12 protein-coding genes and 1 tRNA gene are annotated in these 18162 nt (G+C 31.6%); all 13 read right to left on the bottom strand.

Features of this window, described 5'->3' with window-relative positions; translation table 11 throughout:
* Window positions 1-13 precede the first annotated feature (13 nt).
* The 13 genes from APS56_RS14615 to APS56_RS14560 all read right to left on the bottom strand — a co-directional run bounded on the left by APS56_RS14615 (window position 14) and on the right by APS56_RS14560 (window position 18064).
* A complete protein-coding gene (locus APS56_RS14615) occupies window positions 14-1372 on the bottom strand; it encodes a Gfo/Idh/MocA family protein (RefSeq protein ID WP_054729921.1) in 1359 nt (452 codons plus the stop codon).
* A gap of 79 nt (window positions 1373-1451) precedes the next feature.
* Window positions 1452-2924, bottom strand: coding sequence for a RagB/SusD family nutrient uptake outer membrane protein (locus APS56_RS14610; protein ID WP_054729919.1), 1473 nt, complete (start codon window positions 2922-2924; stop codon window positions 1452-1454).
* 11 nt (window positions 2925-2935) lie between these two features.
* A complete protein-coding gene (locus APS56_RS14605; RefSeq protein ID WP_054729917.1) occupies window positions 2936-6418 on the bottom strand; it encodes a SusC/RagA family TonB-linked outer membrane protein in 3483 nt (1160 codons plus the stop codon).
* Between the two features lie 89 nt (window positions 6419-6507).
* Window positions 6508-7743: a FecR family protein gene (locus APS56_RS14600; RefSeq protein WP_054729915.1), complete on the bottom strand. Its 1236-nt coding sequence runs from the start codon at window positions 7741-7743 to the stop codon at window positions 6508-6510.
* A gap of 274 nt (window positions 7744-8017) precedes the next feature.
* Window positions 8018-8539, bottom strand: a complete 522-nt coding sequence (locus APS56_RS14595) for an RNA polymerase sigma-70 factor (RefSeq protein ID WP_054729913.1) — start codon at window positions 8537-8539, stop codon at window positions 8018-8020.
* A gap of 339 nt (window positions 8540-8878) precedes the next feature.
* Window positions 8879-9493, bottom strand: a complete 615-nt coding sequence (locus APS56_RS14590; RefSeq protein WP_054729910.1) for a TetR/AcrR family transcriptional regulator — start codon at window positions 9491-9493, stop codon at window positions 8879-8881.
* An 11-nt stretch (window positions 9494-9504) separates the two neighbouring features.
* Entirely contained in the window at window positions 9505-10386 is an 882-nt protein-coding gene (locus APS56_RS14585) for a lysophospholipid acyltransferase family protein (protein ID WP_082379364.1), read from the bottom strand.
* Window positions 10387-10671: 285 nt separating this feature from the next.
* On the bottom strand, window positions 10672-11946 hold the full coding sequence (locus APS56_RS14580; RefSeq protein ID WP_054729904.1) for a TolC family protein: 1275 nt from the start codon (window positions 11944-11946) through the stop codon (window positions 10672-10674).
* Between the two features lie 103 nt (window positions 11947-12049).
* Complete coding sequence (locus APS56_RS14575; RefSeq protein WP_236778429.1) at window positions 12050-15250, bottom strand: efflux RND transporter permease subunit; 3201 nt, start codon at window positions 15248-15250, stop codon at window positions 12050-12052.
* Window positions 15251-15264: 14 nt separating this feature from the next.
* Window positions 15265-16278, bottom strand: a complete 1014-nt coding sequence (locus tag APS56_RS14570; protein ID WP_054729901.1) for an efflux RND transporter periplasmic adaptor subunit — start codon at window positions 16276-16278, stop codon at window positions 15265-15267.
* A 155-nt stretch (window positions 16279-16433) separates the two neighbouring features.
* Complete coding sequence (locus APS56_RS14565) at window positions 16434-17342, bottom strand: helix-turn-helix domain-containing protein (RefSeq protein ID WP_054729898.1); 909 nt, start codon at window positions 17340-17342, stop codon at window positions 16434-16436.
* Between the two features lie 61 nt (window positions 17343-17403).
* The gene (locus APS56_RS16995; protein ID WP_157757681.1) at window positions 17404-17553 is read right to left on the bottom strand and encodes a hypothetical protein; all 150 of its coding nucleotides are present in this window, start codon (window positions 17551-17553) and stop codon (window positions 17404-17406) included.
* Between the two features lie 436 nt (window positions 17554-17989).
* Window positions 17990-18064: transfer RNA gene (locus APS56_RS14560), tRNA-Pro, on the bottom strand.
* Window positions 18065-18162: the final 98 nt, after the last annotated feature.

Genomic DNA, 18162 nt, shown 5'->3' with positions numbered 1-18162 from the left:
TGATTAACACAACCTAATATTTGTCGTTAATCCAGTTATAAGGTTTTCTTTTCACCCAATTTCCTCTTGTGAAATCAGGAAAATCTTGAGGCGCTCCATTATTTTCTATTGATGCCTCAGACAATGGTGTAATAGCACTCCAAGCAGCAGCGTCATAAGCATCCATTGGAGGAGCAACATTTAGTTTAGCTGCCTCTACAAAAGCATGCATCACAAAGAAATCCATCCCTCCGTGTCCTGATCCATCAGCTAACTCACCATACTTTTTCCATAATGGGTGATCATATTTTTTTAACCAATCATCTGCCGCGTCCCATTCATGAGCTTTTGTTTTTCCATCAATATGAATTCGGTTACCATCTACTTCCCATAACCCATTAGCACCCTGAACTCTAAAGCCTAAAGAATAAGGTCTTGGTAAATTAGTATCATGGGTCACTATTATAGATTCGCCATTAGTAGTTTCTATGGTGGATGTAATAACATCTCCTAACTTAAATTTCACTTTGGCATTTGGATGATTTTCTCCTCCATGTTTAACAATATAATTATGCAATCCCACCGCTTTAGTTGCTGTAGAAGTTAACGTCATAAATCTGTTACCTCTATTAATATCGCACATGGCAGCTATAGGACCTATGCCATGGGTTGGATAAACATCTGCATTGCGCAAAACAGAATGTTGCGTTCTCCATGCCGATTCAGAAATACCTTTTTCTCCAAATTCCACACCTGGACCGTAAGCTGTTTTTCCATCATTAAATTTAACGTGTCTTAAATCGTGCTGATAACCACATCGAAAATGAATTAACTCACCAAAAACGTTTTGCTTTACCATATTTAATACTGCCATAATATCTCGACGGTAATTAACATTTTCAAGTAACATTAAATGAGTGCCAGTTTGTTCATGTACATTTACAAGATCCCAACACTCTTCCATGGTATTTGCTGCAGAAACTTCTAAACCAGTATATTTACCAGCCCTCATAGTATCTTTTGCCATGCGCGTATGCCACAGCCAAGGGGTAGAAATAACTACCGCATCCACATCATCTAAAGCTAAAAGATTTTTATAATCATAATCATCTTTACCAAAAATCAATGGTTTTTTAAATCCTTTTTCTGTAATAAGTTTTACGGCTAAATCGGTTCTTTTAGGATCTATATCGCAAATGGCCGTTATATTAACATCATCTCTTAGCAATAAATTCTGTAAATGATTTGTACCGCGCAAACCAACTCCTATAAATCCAATTTTTAATTTATCGGCATTCCTTACATTCCCTTTTCCAAAAGTAAAACTTGGAAGTAATGTAACGCCTGTACCCATTATTGCTGCTTTTTTTATAAAATTTCTTCTAGTGTCCATTTATTTTATTATTTGTATGATTATAAATTTAGAGAACTACGCTATTAAGTTTTAACTTAATAGCGTAGTTCTCTAAAAATTAATTATATCCTGTATTTTGGATAAATTCGCCTTTACCTTCACTTATTCTTTCTAAAGAAAAAGGAAATAGCACTTTATAATCTTCACTTTGACTTGCAATACCATTTAAATCATCACAATGTTCTTTGTACTTATCATGTCTGATTAAATCTGAACGATACTGTCCATTTTCACACCAATATTCATGAGATCTTTCTAATAAAATCATTGTATTGAATGTATCTATATCTGCAAAATCAGACAGTAATATTGGGTCTAATTGTGCTCTTCCTCTAACTACATTTACTAAATCAATAGCTTCTTGAGTTGGAACACCTGTTTTATTAGCAATTGCTTCTGCTTTAGACAGTAATACATCTGCATATCTATAAAGAATGATATCTACAGTTGTAAATGCCGTTGTTCTATCTGCATCTTCAGCTATTTTTAAAGGTATAGGCCCCAACTGCATTACAGAACCTGGATTATTTCTATTATAAGTAATTCCATCAGTTCCAACATATTCTGCAATTAAGTTTGTTTTACGTACATCTCCTTCTTCAAAAGAATCATAAAAATCCCAAGAACTTTGGATAGTTCCCCACCCTGCTCTATTTGGGTAGTTAGAAGGCAACACCATTAACTGCCATTGATTTTCCACTGTTCCTGCATAATCTGCTGGTATAGAAAAAATAATTTCTCGGCTATCAGTAGGTGCTTCTGTATCCCATAAACTAACGTAATCATCTTCCAATTCATAATAATTCATTGCTATTATTTCGTTAGCCTGTGTTTCTACATCTTCCCATCTTTTTTCGTGTAAATACAATCTAATTAATAACATTCTTGCCATACCTTTACTAAACCTTCCATACTCTGCATCAGCAGGGCTTGGTAAACCATCTATTGCATCTAATAAATCTTGTTCAATAAAACGCACCATTTCATCATATCCTAATCTAGCTAATGGGGTTTCAACTAATGGTGATTCTAACACCTCTAAGGGCGCTACTACCAACGGGCCATACATATCAAATAATTCATAACTTAAAAAAGCTCTAGCGCACTTTATCTCTGCTATACCTTGTTTCTTGAAATTTTCATTTACAGAAGAGTTTTCTATTCCATTAATATTAATAGTCATACTACTTATATCGTTATAAAAATCATCATAAAAACGGGTTATAGAACTTGTATTTTCATTATAACTATGATATGATTGAGTCAGTTGATCGCCATAAGGCCCTTGAAGAATTTCTGTAGTAGCATCAAGCATAAACATAATGCCGCGTTCAGACGTAGAGTGTATCCCATCTGACCAAGAACCTCTTAATGGATAATAAGCTGCTAACACTAAAGATTCAACATCTGCTTCGGAATCTGGAAATATTGTTGGGTTAATTTCATTGTAATATATAGATTCTAACTCTGGATTACAGGCTATTGCAAAAGCAGCAAATACGCCTAGCAAACAAATTTTTATATTTTTCATACGGTTTTTTTTTAAAATTTTAAATCAATACCTATAGTATATGTTTTTACATTTGGATATGCTGCAGCATAAGCATCGGTCTCTGGATCAACACCTTCATAAGGAGTAATAACAAAAAGGTTTTGAGCATCAAATCTAACCGTTGCGCTTTTAATTAACTTCCCAAAAGTTTTCTGAGGTATATTGTAGGCTAACGAAACATTTTGAAGTCTAATAAACCAAGCATCTTGCAAAAAGAAATCACCAGGTCCGTACTCAGGATACCCATAGTAAGATGAAGGTCTGGTAGTAGATGGATTGTCAGGAGTCCATCTGTCATAGATACTACGTAATACATTTTGTCCGTTTGTAGCTACCGCTTCTGCACTTACCCCTAATGCTAAATCTGTAGGATCTACCATTTCTCTTCCAAACATTCCATTAAAATGAAAATTAAGATCGAAGTTTTTATACGTTAATGTATTACTAAAACCTGCTATAAAATCTGGATCAGTTGACCCCATCAATACGGTATCTGCAGCATCTATAATACCATCAGCTTCACCGGTTCTTAAAAATATTCCATTATCATCTGTTACTGGATTTCCTAAATCATCTCTTAAAAATCCATTTACATCTTTTATTTTTATTTGCCCAGGTATTAAATCTGGTTGGGCATCAACAACATCACCAATTTGCATAATCCCATCAGATATGTAAGAGTACCGTGAACGAATAGGATCATCTACATTTTCATAAACTGACGGTTTCCAATCTTCTGCACGTTCTTTCCATCTATCTTTAAATTTAGAAAAAGTAAACGAGCTTCTCCATTTAAAACTTTCAGTATCTACATTTACGGTATTCAAGGTAAGTTCAACACCTTTACTTTGTGTACTTCCAACATTCGCCCAAACCGTATTTAAAGGATTATATGAATTAATAGCCTTTAATTGCAATAAATCTTCAATGTTTTTATTGTAAACCTCTACAGATCCGGATAACTTACCATCAAAAAAACCAAAATCTAAACCTAAGTTAAGCTCTTTAGTTGTTTCCCATTTTAAATCTGGATTTTCTAATCTTGTTTGAAACGCCCCTACCAAAATAGATTCATCTGAACCTAAATAGGCTGGATAATACTCATAGGCAGCAAAAGCATTTTCAGGGAAGTCAGAATTCCCAGTCTCACCATAACCAATTCTAAACTTTAATTGTGAAACATTTTTTAAATTTTGCATGAATGGCTCTTGGGATATATCCCAAGCTAAAGCAACCGATGAAAATACTGCAAATTGATTATTGGCTGCAAATTTACTTGATCCATCACGTCTAATAGAAGATGTTAAAATATATCTGTCTTTATAAACGTAGTTGAGTCTTCCAAAATATGACACCCAATTTTCTTCACTTTTAGAAGATGCTAATACTTTAGTACCTTCTCCTGCATTTAAGTTATTCCATAAAAACGCATCTGTTTTAAAGGCACTATTACCAGAAGAAGCGCTTTCTGTTCTAAATTTTTGTCTCGAATAACCAATTAAAAAATTAAAATTATGATCCTCCTTAATAAATTTTGAATAGTTTAAAGTAAAATCAAAAAGTTGATCATTCTTTTTCTGATTGTATATAGATGCTTTTCCATTTTCTAATTCGCCCCATAAAGTCGTTCTTGGTAAATATGTATTTCTAGCATTGGTTCCCTGATCAATACCTGCTTGAAACCTAGCAACCATACCTTTAATAGGCTTTATTTCCATAAAAAAGTTAGTTAAACTTCTATCTGTAATCCCTTCATCTGTAATAGTAAGTAATGAATAAGGATTTGGTTCTTGTGAGTTTTCTGGATTTACAGGATAATACCCAAACTCATCAATAGCTTCTATATGTGGGCCATATTTTAAAGCAGAATATATTAATCCAGAGTTTTCATACTGACCATCTCCTAATTGACTGTTTTCATTTACAATTCTACTTGTAGTTAAATTAAGTCCAACATTTATATAGTCATTAATTTTTTGATCTAAATTTAAACGCAAAGATGCTCTATCAAAAGCTGAATTATTTAAAACTCCTTTTTGTTCGTATAAGTTTCCAGATAAGTAATATTTAGTGGATTCACTTCCACCTCTTAATGATAAGTTGTGCTGTTGTGTTGTTCCATCTCTAGTTACTAAATCCACCCAATTGGTACCCGAACCTGCATTTAGTATTTCATCATCTGAATAAAACCTAGAAAATGCAACACCATTAACAGGGTTTTCTATAGCTTGCTCAAGTGTGTTAGAACCATATGGCGCTACACCATTTTTAAATTCCCAGTTTTCTAAAGCTACATCATTTCTTAATTGCATCCACTCCTGTAAACTTAAAACATCAAAACTATTAGTATATGGCTGGTAAGAGAATGACGAATTATACTCTACCTGTACTTTTCCCGACTTACCCTTTTTTGTAGTAAGCAAAATAACCCCATTTGCAGCTCTTGCTCCATATATAGAAGTTGCACTAGCGTCCTTTAATATTGATATAGACTCAATATCGTTCGGGTTGAATGAATTTAAAATACTTTGAGTTCCTGAGTCATATCTATTTCCAGATGTAGAATCTTCAAAATTTGAAATGGGAAATCCATCTACAACAACTAAGGGCTCATTACTTGCATTTATAGAGCCTGCTCCTCTTATTTGGATGTCTAAACCTCCACCTGGTTGCGCACTATTTTGAGTGATTTGCAACCCAGCTGCTTTCCCTCTTAATACGTCACCTATTGATGGTGATGATGATAGTACTAAATCCTCTGTATCTACCGTTGATATGGCTCCAGCTACATCCTTCTTTCTTTGAGTACCATAACCAACAATAACAATTTCATCTAAATTAGTGTTATCTGCAACTAAAATAATATCAATATTTGAACTTCCAGCTACTAATACTTCTTGAGTAACAAAACCAATGTATGAAAACACCAATGTGGCCGCATCTTGTGAAACTGTAATTTCATAATTACCATCAAAATCTGTTGAGACACCATTCATAGTGCCTTTTTCTAAAATAGAAGCTCCAGGAAGCGGTACTCCTCCTTCGTCTGTAATTTTTCCGCTAATAATTATTTGTACAGATTCTTTTGCCTTAGTGTCTGACTGTTTCTTTTTAATGGGAGAAATAAGAATAATGTTTTCCTCTTCTTGCTGAACACTATAGCCGTCTCCTACTAATTGCATAGTAGCAACAATAACATCCACATCCACAAAATCTGCTTTTACTAATTTATTAGCATCCAACTCAAAATTGCTATAAAAGAAATTTATATCTGTTTTTTCGGTAATAGATATTAATGCTTCTTCCAAGGTTACCTCTCCCAGTTCCAAAGTAAGTTTTTGAGAGTAAGCAAAACCTGAATTACTTAAAAAAAGTATACAAAACCCAATTAAACTTTTCTTCATTATCCAAAGTATTTGATCTTTTAATCGTTTAACATGACTATAATTTATAGCCGATAAATTTTTTTCCATATTTTTACGTTTTAGTGTGATTAATTATTGTTGAAACAAGGATTAACTGCTAAGATTTTTCGGGAAATGTTGGCGCATTTCCCGTTTTCTTATGGTTCTTTTTTTAAAATTTTTACTAAGTATTCTTCATTGGTATTTGTGTTTTTAATTATTTCATATGTTACATTTGCTGACTTACTGATTCGATCCAATAAACGTTTTGCAGGAAAATCTTTTGATGCTAACCCTGTAAATTTTATTTGACTAAGTTCTTGGTTAGAAAAATCGACCTTAAAATTATACCACCTTCCCACTTTTTTTAAAATATCTCCAAGACTTTTATTTTTAAAGAAAAAAGTACCTTCTCTCCAAGCAGAGTAAGCTTCTGGATTAACCCTATTTACCTGAGCAACGCCTAATTCCTGCTTACTAACCACAGCTTGTTCTCCTGGACTTAAATAAACCTCCTCTTGTGATTCAGCTCCCAAAAGTTTTATTTTTCCTTCAGCTAAAGTAGCCGCAAAAAAATCATCATCTTGATAAGCCGATACATTAAAAGAAGTTCCTAATACCGAAATATCTCTCGTTTTTGTTTTTACAACAAAACTTTTATTAACATCTTTTTTAACCTCAAAATATCCTTCTCCAGACAACTCTACAATTCTTTTAGATTCTTCAAAAGAAGTAGGATATTTTAAAGAAGAAGAAGAATTTAACCAGACTTTTGTTCCATCAGATAAAACAATATTATACATACCCCCTATTGGCACAAACAAAGTATTTAAGCTTACTTTTTTTGAAGAAATTTTGCCTTTTTTATTTTCCTTATAAACCAAAGAATTATTTTGATTTTTAACTTCTGCTGATGCCTGTTCTGTAACAAACTCATTCTTTTCAAGATTCACTTCTGTACCATCTTCCAAAACAAGTGTTGCTTTTTCATAACCAGGTTTTAAATCTAAAACTACCGAGTCATTTATTTCGGCAGGAGATGATTCTGAAGAAAAATATGAGGCACTATAATAACCTATTGAAATCAATAAAATAGCTGCAGCTGCATACTTAAAGGCATTTTTATAATTAATAGATAACTTTTGTTTTGTTGATTGTTGCTTATCCTCTATCCTTTTTATAATTCTAGAATACGCAGCATTTTTATTTAAACTTTTATATAGAAGTATTTTATGTTCAAAATTTTCTTCTTTTATAATCTTATGATAAAACTCTCTATTCTCTGAAACACTATACCAATTGTCAAAATCAATATTCTCTTCCGATGAAAGTGTTCCTAAAACTGATTTCACAATCAGTTTTGATATATAATATTCTTTATTAGTACCAGACATACGCTTTTGTTTATTGGCGTTATTAAATTGTTACATTTTTGTTATATCTATATAATCTGTTTGAATTAAAAAAGGGTGGAAAAAAAAATGAATTTAACATTTATTTTTTCCACCCTATATAAATTAGCCATTCAAAAACACATGCTTACTTACTGTAAATAACAACTTTACATACTTTTCTTTATTTATTAAATATTTTTCAATGAATTAATATTTTATCAAGTTCTTTACATAAATTTTTAACACTTATACAAAGAAATTAACAGACGTTTTTTTAGAAAGAGGATAGCAATATGAGTAAAAATGGGTTGTTTTTTAATTGCTTTTTCAGTAATTCAATAGCTCTTGAGCGCTGAGATTTTACGGTATTAAGAGAAATGTCCATATCCGTAGCAATATCTTTATATTTCATACCTTTTAGACAAGATAATTCAAAAACTTTCCTGCACTTAGGAGGCAATGTTTCTAATGCTTGATACAATATAACAGCATGTACTTCTTCTTCTATAATACCTTGCTCAATAACAACAGCTGAATCATGCACTGTTTGATCCAACGAAATCATTCTTTTCTTTTTTTCTAAATACTTAAAGGAAGCATTTCTAACCATAGTATATAAATATGGCTTAACATTATCAATATGAGCTAAATCTTTACGTTTTTCCCATAAAACTACTAAACAATCTTCTACAATTTCCTCTGCAATAAATGCATCTTTCACATACTTAAAACTATAAGAAACAAGTCTAGGATATAAGGCGTTGAATAAATCTTTAAAAGTTTCTTTATTAAGCACTATTTAAAATATTAGCATCGCCTAAAATACAGATTCTTATTTAATCCAATAAAATAACTATTGATTATTAATCATTTTGCAACTTTACAATACTAATAATACAAAAACACAGGTTAAATTAACATTAAATTTCTAATACGCTAATTATATACACGGTACAATCTTAAAAGTCATGTATGAATTGGAGCAATATTTTGACTTTTACAAAAAAAACCTGTCAAAGATATGATTAACAGGTCTTGCATAAATTAAAACTATAATTAGTCAGGGGTGGCAGAATGACACCTAATACTAACACTGTACAGTAAAATCAATAGTTTACAACAATCTATTTTGAACTCAAGTAGTTTTATTTTTATTAAACTCATTTAACGTTTCTAACCCTTCTATCGACACCAATCTATGTAAAAACAATGAGTTTAAAAACTTAAGCGCATTTTGGTTTGTTCCTGGATTGTAGAAAAAACCATCCAAGAAGATTATTTTAGAAATATCATTAAAAGATTCACAAATTTCTTCGGTATTTATATCTTTTTTATAAACACCTTCTTGTTTTCCTATCTTGATATTTTCAAAAAGAAACGGCATTACTATAGTATTTTTGTGTTTAATAACTTCTAAGAAAATTGTTGGATAGTATTTTTTTAATTCCTTGCCAAAGGTAGCAGATATACTAAAGAAAAGCTCATTTACATAGTCAAAAAAAAGCATTAATTCTTTTAATGCATTTTCGCTTATTTGTTTATTTTCAAAAATTTCTTTTTTTAGTTCTTTTATTTGTAGTTCTATAACTTGACATAACAAATCATCTTTATTTTCAAAATATTTATAAATTGTTTTTTTAGAAACCCCACATTTTTTTGCAATATCATCCATAGTGATATGCTGGATTCCATAATTAAAAAACATATTAGTAGATTGTTCCAAAATCAACTTTTTTCTTTTAAAAACCATACTCGATTTTTTTAGGATAAATTTCCAATCCACCTTCTTTGATATTCATCTTTATATTTTCGTTTCCAACGCCTATGACTCCAGAGGTAGTTTTCTGGATTTTCATTTATTGATTCTTCTATTTTTTTAGCATAAAATTGGGTAATGAGTCCAACTTGATACGGTTCTGAAAAATCAAAAAGAGGTGTTATAACAAATTTGTAATTACCTCTATTTAAACGAATAATATTTGCAAAAAAAGTAGTAGTTTTATTTGATGCCGTATAAAGTTCAGTTCCACTTAAAAAGGCTGTTTTTTGATTTAAAAAATTTGTCCAATAACTTTTTATTGAAATTTTAGGCGTTTGGTCTGCAACTAAAATTAATACATGTGGGGTATCCTTGAATTTTTCAATATCTTTTTTCAATTGTTTGGATGCAACCAATTTTGAACCAAATCGACTCCGCATTTGCTTCATTAAACTATTAAATTGTTTATTTTTTATTGGCTTATAGGCTACTATAACATTCTCTTCCAATACGCTTGATATATGCAAATTTGCCCATTCCCAATTAAACTGATGTCCTAAATAAACATGACAATTTTTGTTTTGAGATATTATGTTTATTAATTCAGAATAATCTACAGTGATACGGTTATGTAGTTCTTTCTTAGATATAGACAATAGCTTTAAGGTCTCAATAAAATTATCGCAGAAATTTCTGTAAAATCTTTTCTCAATAACGACCCTATCTTTTTTGTTTAGATTAGGAAATGAGTTCTTAATGTTTTCTGACACCGTTATTCTACGATATTTTACTACATAATACAATAAATAATAACAAACATCTGATATTAGATACAATAGTCTTAATGGAAGCAGTGAAAACACATATAAAATTCTGTAAAGCATTAGTAAAAATTTAATTTGATAGTGAATTATATTTATATATATGAAACATATTTAATGATTGAAACACTTGTTGACTTAATGTTTTAAATTGATTCTTACTTATTAATTTTGACAAGTAAAATTGAAAAAAAATATAGGTAATAGTAATCTCTATTCATTATTAGATATCAATAATCTTTATATGGTTTAAATTTGAAAGCCTCCTCAAAATGACGAAAACTCATGTTATATTTTTTTCCAAAAACACCCCTGTTTCCATAACCAAATTATGTAATCGGGTTAGTATTATTGCCCAATCGTTTTTTTGTAATTAGCTTCATTTATTCTATGGTTTGCCTTAGCATCAATAACATCTGAATAGGCTTGTTGCCAAAGCACTTGTGCTTCTAAAACATCTTTTCCTGTTACGGTTCCGGCATCAAATCTATCTTGATTTAATCTTAAATTTTCGTCGGCTTGTTGTAAAGATTTTTCTGTGATATCCACTTTCTTTATGGATTGCTGAAGTTCTAAATAGGCATTTTGAATTTGAAGTGACAGCAATTCTTCTGTTTCTTCCAATTCTAATTTTTGTGCTTCAACTTTAAATTTTTGTTCCTTCACTTTTTGCTTTCTGCTTCCCCAATCAAATACGGGTATATTAACATTTAACAATCCGTAATATGAAGTAAAATCATTACTTCCATCTGTAAAATTTATTTGCTTCCCGTTGGCATAAAATCCACTTACATTAAGTCCAATTGTTGGTTTTCTGTCTGCCTCTAAAATTTTAGATTGTAACTCTTCAATTTCAACAGCGCTTTTAAGTATTTTAATTTCTGGTCTATTATCAATTGCTATTGATTGCGAAACCTCTTCTATTAAAACAACATCATTATTAATAGTGTCTTGTATTAAAAAATCAATGTTAGACATACCTGTTAATTGTGCCATCTTAAGCATTAGTAGTTTAAGTCCATCATTTGCCTTTGTAAAATCTAGTTCTGCCTGATTTAATTGTACTTGCACACGTAACACATCGTTTTTATATATGATTCCTGCATTGTATGAGTTGGTTAAATCTTTCAATAATTCTGTTAACAGGTCTTTATATTTTTGCGCTAACTCTACTTTACTTTTAACATTTATTATTTGCCAATACGTTGTTTCAACCTCCAAAAGCACTTCCCTATCTGTTAATTCTTTCTGTGATGTATACAAATCGACTGCGGTTGCGCTCATTTTTTTAGCAGTATTTATTTTACTACCTGCATAAATTACTTGAGTTACCCCTAAGGAGGCATTCGCAAAAAACTCTGGCAATAGTAAATTTAAAGGGTCGCCAACATGAACTCCCATACCACTTGCCTCTACAAAAGGTTTACCTGATGCGTAAACCGATGACTGCGCTGCTTTGGCTGCTTCAATGGTTTTAGTAGCTTTTTTAATTTTTTTATTATTAGATAAGGCCATTGCTTTAGCGTCTTCTAAACTCAACAAACGGTCTTGAGCGATAGCTTGATAAAAAGTGAAAAAAACCAGTATAAAAACTAACGATAGGGTATATTTATATGTATTCATAATGTTATTTAAGTTTGTCTAAAAGGACTATAGAAACTACGGTTTTTAAAATAAGGATAAATTGCTATTAATCTATTAAACAGTAGCTCTATAGTCTTTATCTTTAGTTCTTGATTCGTTTTTTTAATTTATACGTCATCACTTCTAATTTGCGAAGTGTTCTACTTTTCTTTTTAGGTTTATACAAAATAGTTTCATATTCTTCAGCATCCGGACGAAAATGTATTTCGTCTGCTTGCGGTTTAACAAACTTGTAGTAAAGTATAGGCACTATAAATAAGGTTAGCACCATTGAAACTATTAGTCCTACGGCTAACACACTTCCTAAAGGCGCCCACAGTGGTGATTTACCAATAATCATAGGAACCACACCAATAGCTGCTGCTGCAGAGGTTAAAAAGATGGGACGCATACGTCTTTTCCCTGATGCTTTAGCCGCTGCTTTTACGGTATAACCGTGTTCTAAGACCAGCTCGTCTGCATAATCCACCAAAATAATTCCGTTTCTTACCACTATGCCAATAAGACTAATTATTCCCATAAAAGCCGTAAAACCAATTGGATTTCCTGTAAGTAACAACCCCAAAAATGCGCCTAGTAAACTCAACGGAAATGTTGCTAAAACAATTAAGACTTTTGTAAAATCCTTGAATTGAAATAAAAGCACTAAAAAGATTAATATTAAACTTATCCCTAAAGACGCCATCATGTGTGGTGCTGTTTCATTAGTACTTTCGTATTCACCTCCATAGGTAATTGATATGCCGTCTGGTAAGTGTAAAGCATCAATTTTAGGCATGATATCATTTTGGATAGAGGTGGCTTTTATTCCCAACTGTGTTTCAGCTCTAACCGTTAATGTTCTTAAACCATTTCTATGAGTTATGGTTCCTGTATGCCACTCAGGAGTAATGTCTGCGACCTCTCTTAATTGTACTTTTGTACCAAATACTGTAGGTATATTTAAAGCGCCCAAATCGTTAAAATTCTCACGATTTTCAGCATCAAAACGCAATAAAATATCTATCGCTTTATCCCCTTCGTATAACGTAGATACCGGATACCCTTTTAAGCCTGCTCCCAAAGTTTGTGAAACGATTGCATTGGTTACGCCCAAACGGTTGGCCTTATCGTCGTTTAAATTTACTTTTACACCATAATAATCGTCTTGATACGATGTTCTTATCCAGTTTGTTCCTTGAGCATCTTCTAAAATTACTTTTACTTGTTCTGCTACTTGTTTTTGTGTATTTAAATCTTCACCCACAATTCTTACTTCAATAGGTGCTGGCGTTTCTTTCATTGAAAGTTGTCTGATGCGGATATAACCATCTGGAATAAAACCTTCAAACTTTTTAATGTACTCATCTGCTAATTCTTGTGTAGCTTCTTTACCAGTTGTCGTTATAAAGATTTGGGCAAAGTTTTTTCGAGGGAATTCTGGTGCATACGTAGAATGAAACCTTGGAGAACTGGTACCAACAAAACTTGCCACGCCTAAAACCCTTTCTTCTTTTTTTATTTCGTTTTCAATACGTTTTACAGCGTCTTCAGTTTGTTTTAAATTTCCTCCGTTAGGCAGCCACACTTCTATGTTAAACTGATTTCGTTCTGCAGTTGGAAACAATTCCTGCTCTAAGCCCATCGCTATTAAAATGGCAATTACAACAGATAATAATCCACAGAACAAGGTTGCTTTTGGCCACTTAAAACTATAATCTAAACCATTATTAAACACATGCTGCAATCTATCTAACATACTTTTTTTATCCCCATCACTTACCTTGTGCTTTAATCCTTTTTTTATAAAGACATAACACATATATGGTGTTAACAACAATGCAACTAACAATGATGCAAATAAAGCTACTGCTACAGCAATTGGTAAAGCCTGGATAAACTCTTTAGCTAATCCGTTTAAGAAAAAAGCCAATGGTATAAAGGCAAAAATAATGGCCATTGTTGCTGTAAAAATTGGCACCATTAATTGGGTACCACTTTGCCAAGCGGCTGTCCACCGGTCTTCACCTTCATCTAATTTTTCTATATAATTATCTACAACTACAATAGCATTATCTACTACCATGCCCAATACTATAATTAATGCGGCTAAGGTAACTTGATGAATTTCTACACCAATAACGTTTAAAACGCCGAATGTAATGACTATAGCAATTGGACATGCCACTGCCGAAACTATTGCCACACGAAAGGGTAACAACAGGATTACTACAATAATTACCGCCACAATAGCGATAACAAACTCTAACATAAAATGGCTAATACTTGCCTTTACAACTGCAGGTTGGTCTACAATAGTGGTAATTTGAACATCTTGAGGTAATCGTTTTTTTACTTCATTAATTTTATTAGTTATTTTCTCTCCAAATTGAACAATGTTATTACCGGGTTGCATCTCTACGGTTAACATCATTACTTTTTCATCATTTACCTTAATATAGCTTGAAACTTCTTCGTAACGACGTTCAATAGTTGCCACATCTTTTAAGCGAACAACTTTGCCATCTGGACTACTATATACAATTTGATTGCCTAAATCTGCTTCATTTTTATATTGATTTTTGGCAAACACAGAGACTTCCGAATTCTCTAACGTAATTCCTCCAGAATAGCCGGTATTATTTTGCATTTGAATAATTTGAGCTATAGTTGAAAAATCGAAACCATATTGTTTCATTTTTTCATCTTGAACCGTTACATAAATTTGCTGTTTTTGTCCACCGTAACGTTTAATTTTTGATGTTTCTGTAATGGTCTTTAAGCCATCTTCTAACTCATCCAAATAAGTCTCAATCTCTGCATAACTTCGTCCTGGTGCAGAAACTGTAATCATTTGAGCCACCACATCTCCAAAGTCACTGTTAACTATTGGACCAATCACACCTTGTGGCAACGTGTAATTTTGCCTGAATGTTGTATTTAATCCATGTTGTAAAGTCGCCCAAAAACCATCTGTATCTACTACATTTTCATTTAACTCTACAGTAACTACCACTTGTCCTTCTTTGGTATCCGAGATTGTTTTCTCCTTTCTAACTTCCTCAAAACCGAACAAAAATTGTTCAATTTGATTGGTTAATTGTTGTTCTACTTGTAACTCGTCTGCGCCAGGAAATGCTGCTATTACCAATCCCTTACGAACGGTAATTTGTGGATCTTCACTTCGGGCCATGGTGGCTAAAGCATATACGCCTAAAATCATTAACAATATGGTAAGCACAATGGTTACCTGACGGTATTTCATTGCTGCCTCTATAAAGTTTATTTTTACTTTTTTCATCATCTTATTCAGTTCTTTTATAGAGACACTGTTTGTCCATCTTTTAAATTTTTATTTCCTGCAATTACAACTGAATCACCAATTGCTAAACCTTCTGTAACGATGACCTCATTACCTTTAAAGTTGCCAAGAGATACTCTTTTTTTAATGGCTTTATTATTTTTGACCATAAACACATAGAGTATATTGTTAGCATCTCTTACCACATTTTCTGAAGGAATTGAAATAACATTTACGGTATTACCCGTATTGATTTTTATAGTACTAATCATGCCTGGTAATAACTTATCTTCATTATTATCAAGACGTACTTTTACATTAAACGTTCTGGTTAATGCATCTGCACTTGGATTTACAATAGCGACTTTGCCATTAAAAATTTCATCTAATGAGGAGATTTCAACCTTAGCATCTGTACCTATTTTGAGTTTAGCTATTTCCGATTCCGTAATAGAAGCTTTGGCGTAAACTTTATCTGTTTTCATAACAGTAAAAGCTGGTACTCCAGGTGCTGCCGTTGCTCCTATTTCTGTTAGTTTAGCTGTAATCATTCCAGAAAAAGGCGCATAAAGATTCGTGTCTGCTAAATTTTTCTCTGCTAAATTTTTATTTGCATTAGCTTGAGCTACAGCCACTTTAACGGCAATAAAATCGCGTTCTGGCAAACTTCCTTTTTCATATAAACTATGTAATCTATTAAAGTTATCATTAGCTTGTTCTAAGCCAGCATTCGCTATATCAAATGCATTTTTATATGTAGTTTGGTCTATTGCTGCTAGTAACTGCCCTCGTTTTACTTTTTGCCCTTCTTGCACATAGACTTTTGAAATCCGGCCTGGAACAGAGAAACCTAAAGACACGGTATTGTCTGCCTCAATGGTTCCGCTATAATTTAAAACTTCAGTTTCAGAACTTGTTTGTATTTTTTTTACGGTAACCTTAGGAATAATAGTTGGTTTTACCGTTTTCTTTTTATCTGAACAACCTACTAATAATAAAATTAAAGTTGTTAAGGTGATAATTTGCTTCATATTTGTTGCTATAATTTTAGGATTATAGGCAACAAAAATCTTATTATTGATAGAATTACAACAGGTTTACAAACGGAAAATATTGGTCTAAATCAGTTATTTTTATATATAAAAAGAAAAAAAAGGGAATATTACGGAAGCTTGTTGGTCAAAAATTAACTTTTAAAATTAATTTCCCTAAACTTTGAAGGTGAGTAACCCGTGTGTTTTTTAAAATATTTACCAAAGAAAGATTGATCACTAAATTGAAGCTCATTTGCAATTTCAGAAATGGACAAGGTTTGATTTTTTAATAGTAATTTTGCCTCCATTATCACGGCTTCTTCAATTAATTCGCTTGCTGTTTTTTTCGAAATATGCTTTAAGACTTTTGATAAATAACCTGGAGTTAAACATAAGATATCTGCATAAAATTGCACCGTACGCTCTTGTTTAAAATTTTCATTTAACAATTTTAAAAACCGAAGTGCTAATTTTTCTTGTCGGGTTAAATTTTCCTCTATATTAGGAAACTGTCTCTTTAATAAAGAAGCATAATGATACATTAATAAATTAAAACTATGAGTTATTTTTTCTTTATTATATGGGTTGTTTTTAGCAAGGCGATTATTTTGTTCTAAAATTTTTGCCACTGAAATAAACGCTTTAAAATTTTCTTTAGATAATTTTAATTTGGGTATACTAATCGCCGTAAAGAAGTCTAAAGTATCAATATCATTTTTATTAATAGAGTTTCGCAATATAAAATCAATATTAAAGCTAATTGTTACAATTTCAAGATTTTTGCTCATTTCTTGAGCATGAGTAACCATTTGTTGATTTATAGCAATAATTTCAAATTTATTAATAGTATAATTAAGTAAATTTATTTGCAACCTTAATTCGCCTTTAATGATTAATATAAAAGTGAAGGCATTGGCTCTAAAAGGATATCCTATTGGAATTTCTTTAAACCTACTTTTCGAAAAATGTATATGTAAACCATTTTCTTCTTGTGGCATATCTCCTATAATCTCCACTACTTCTTCTATTGTAAGGCTTTTTATTGAAGATTGTTTATACATTTTAAGTTGGTTTTGTACTCAAATATACTGTATTATTTTATTTTGATTTAGAATGATTTTTCTAGTTGTTACTATGAATCTTTTTAAGCTTTAAAGTATTAATATATTCAATTACCTTTCTTTCAACAACCATAGCAGAAATTTGAATAGTTGCTGTTTTGTAATCGCCAAGTAATTGTGTTACCACTTCAATAGGTATAACATTGCTCAAAGTTATCGTAGTTAAGAAAGTGTGATTAGCGAAATAAAAAATTAGATTCTATTTGATTTTACATACATATGCAATATCTTTTAAGTATTTGTTGAGTTTTGTTTTAGTTTGAAATATTAGAAAATAAAGTTTCTATTTTCTTGATTTTGATATATCCTTTATATTTCTGAACTAATTCTTCGGATAGATACAACAATGATATTTTCACTTTATCTATGAATATATAGTCTGTTTATGAATATACACTACCTCCATCAATTCAAATGTAATATAACTCTCTGTGACGGTTCATAATTCGGTTAACACTTTTTTTGTTTTGAAACTGTGTATCGAATTAAACCATATCAATTCAATGCTTATAATATTCTAAAAACTAAAAAAACCTTGTAAATCATACGATTTACAAGGTTTTAGTTTCTATTGGTATTCATTTTTGTCGGGGTGGCAGGATTCGAACCTGCGACCTCCGCGTCCCAAACGCGGCGCGATAACCGGGCTACGCTACACCCCGAATTGGCTATCATTGCTTAAAGTAATTTTACATCACTTGAAAGCGAGTGCAAATATAATTTATTTATACAATACCCAAACTAATATTTTGTTTATTTT

The sequence above is a fragment of the Pseudalgibacter alginicilyticus genome, from assembly GCF_001310225.1.
Lineage (GTDB): Bacteria > Bacteroidota > Bacteroidia > Flavobacteriales > Flavobacteriaceae > Pseudalgibacter > Pseudalgibacter alginicilyticus.
The sequence above is the reverse complement of the archived record's forward strand: the minus strand, read 5'-3'. Positions and strand labels throughout refer to the sequence as shown.

Excerpts from the sequence above, each read along its gene's own strand:
- APS56_RS14615 (WP_054729921.1), bottom strand. The coding sequence starts at position 1,372 with ATGGACACTAGAAGAAATTTTATAAAAAAAGCAGCAATAATGGGTACA.
- APS56_RS14610 (WP_054729919.1), bottom strand. The coding sequence starts at position 2,924 with ATGAAAAATATAAAAATTTGTTTGCTAGGCGTATTTGCTGCTTTTGCA.
- APS56_RS14605 (WP_054729917.1), bottom strand. The coding sequence starts at position 6,418 with ATGGAAAAAAATTTATCGGCTATAAATTATAGTCATGTTAAACGATTA.
- APS56_RS14600 (WP_054729915.1), bottom strand. The coding sequence starts at position 7,743 with ATGTCTGGTACTAATAAAGAATATTATATATCAAAACTGATTGTGAAA.
- APS56_RS14590 (WP_054729910.1), bottom strand. The coding sequence starts at position 9,493 with ATGGTTTTTAAAAGAAAAAAGTTGATTTTGGAACAATCTACTAATATG.
- APS56_RS14585 (WP_082379364.1), bottom strand. The coding sequence starts at position 10,386 with ATGCTTTACAGAATTTTATATGTGTTTTCACTGCTTCCATTAAGACTA.
- APS56_RS14580 (WP_054729904.1), bottom strand. The coding sequence starts at position 11,946 with ATGAATACATATAAATATACCCTATCGTTAGTTTTTATACTGGTTTTT.
- APS56_RS14575 (WP_236778429.1), bottom strand. The coding sequence starts at position 15,250 with ATGATGAAAAAAGTAAAAATAAACTTTATAGAGGCAGCAATGAAATAC.
- APS56_RS14570 (WP_054729901.1), bottom strand. The coding sequence starts at position 16,278 with ATGAAGCAAATTATCACCTTAACAACTTTAATTTTATTATTAGTAGGT.
- APS56_RS14565 (WP_054729898.1), bottom strand. The coding sequence starts at position 17,342 with ATGTATAAACAATCTTCAATAAAAAGCCTTACAATAGAAGAAGTAGTG.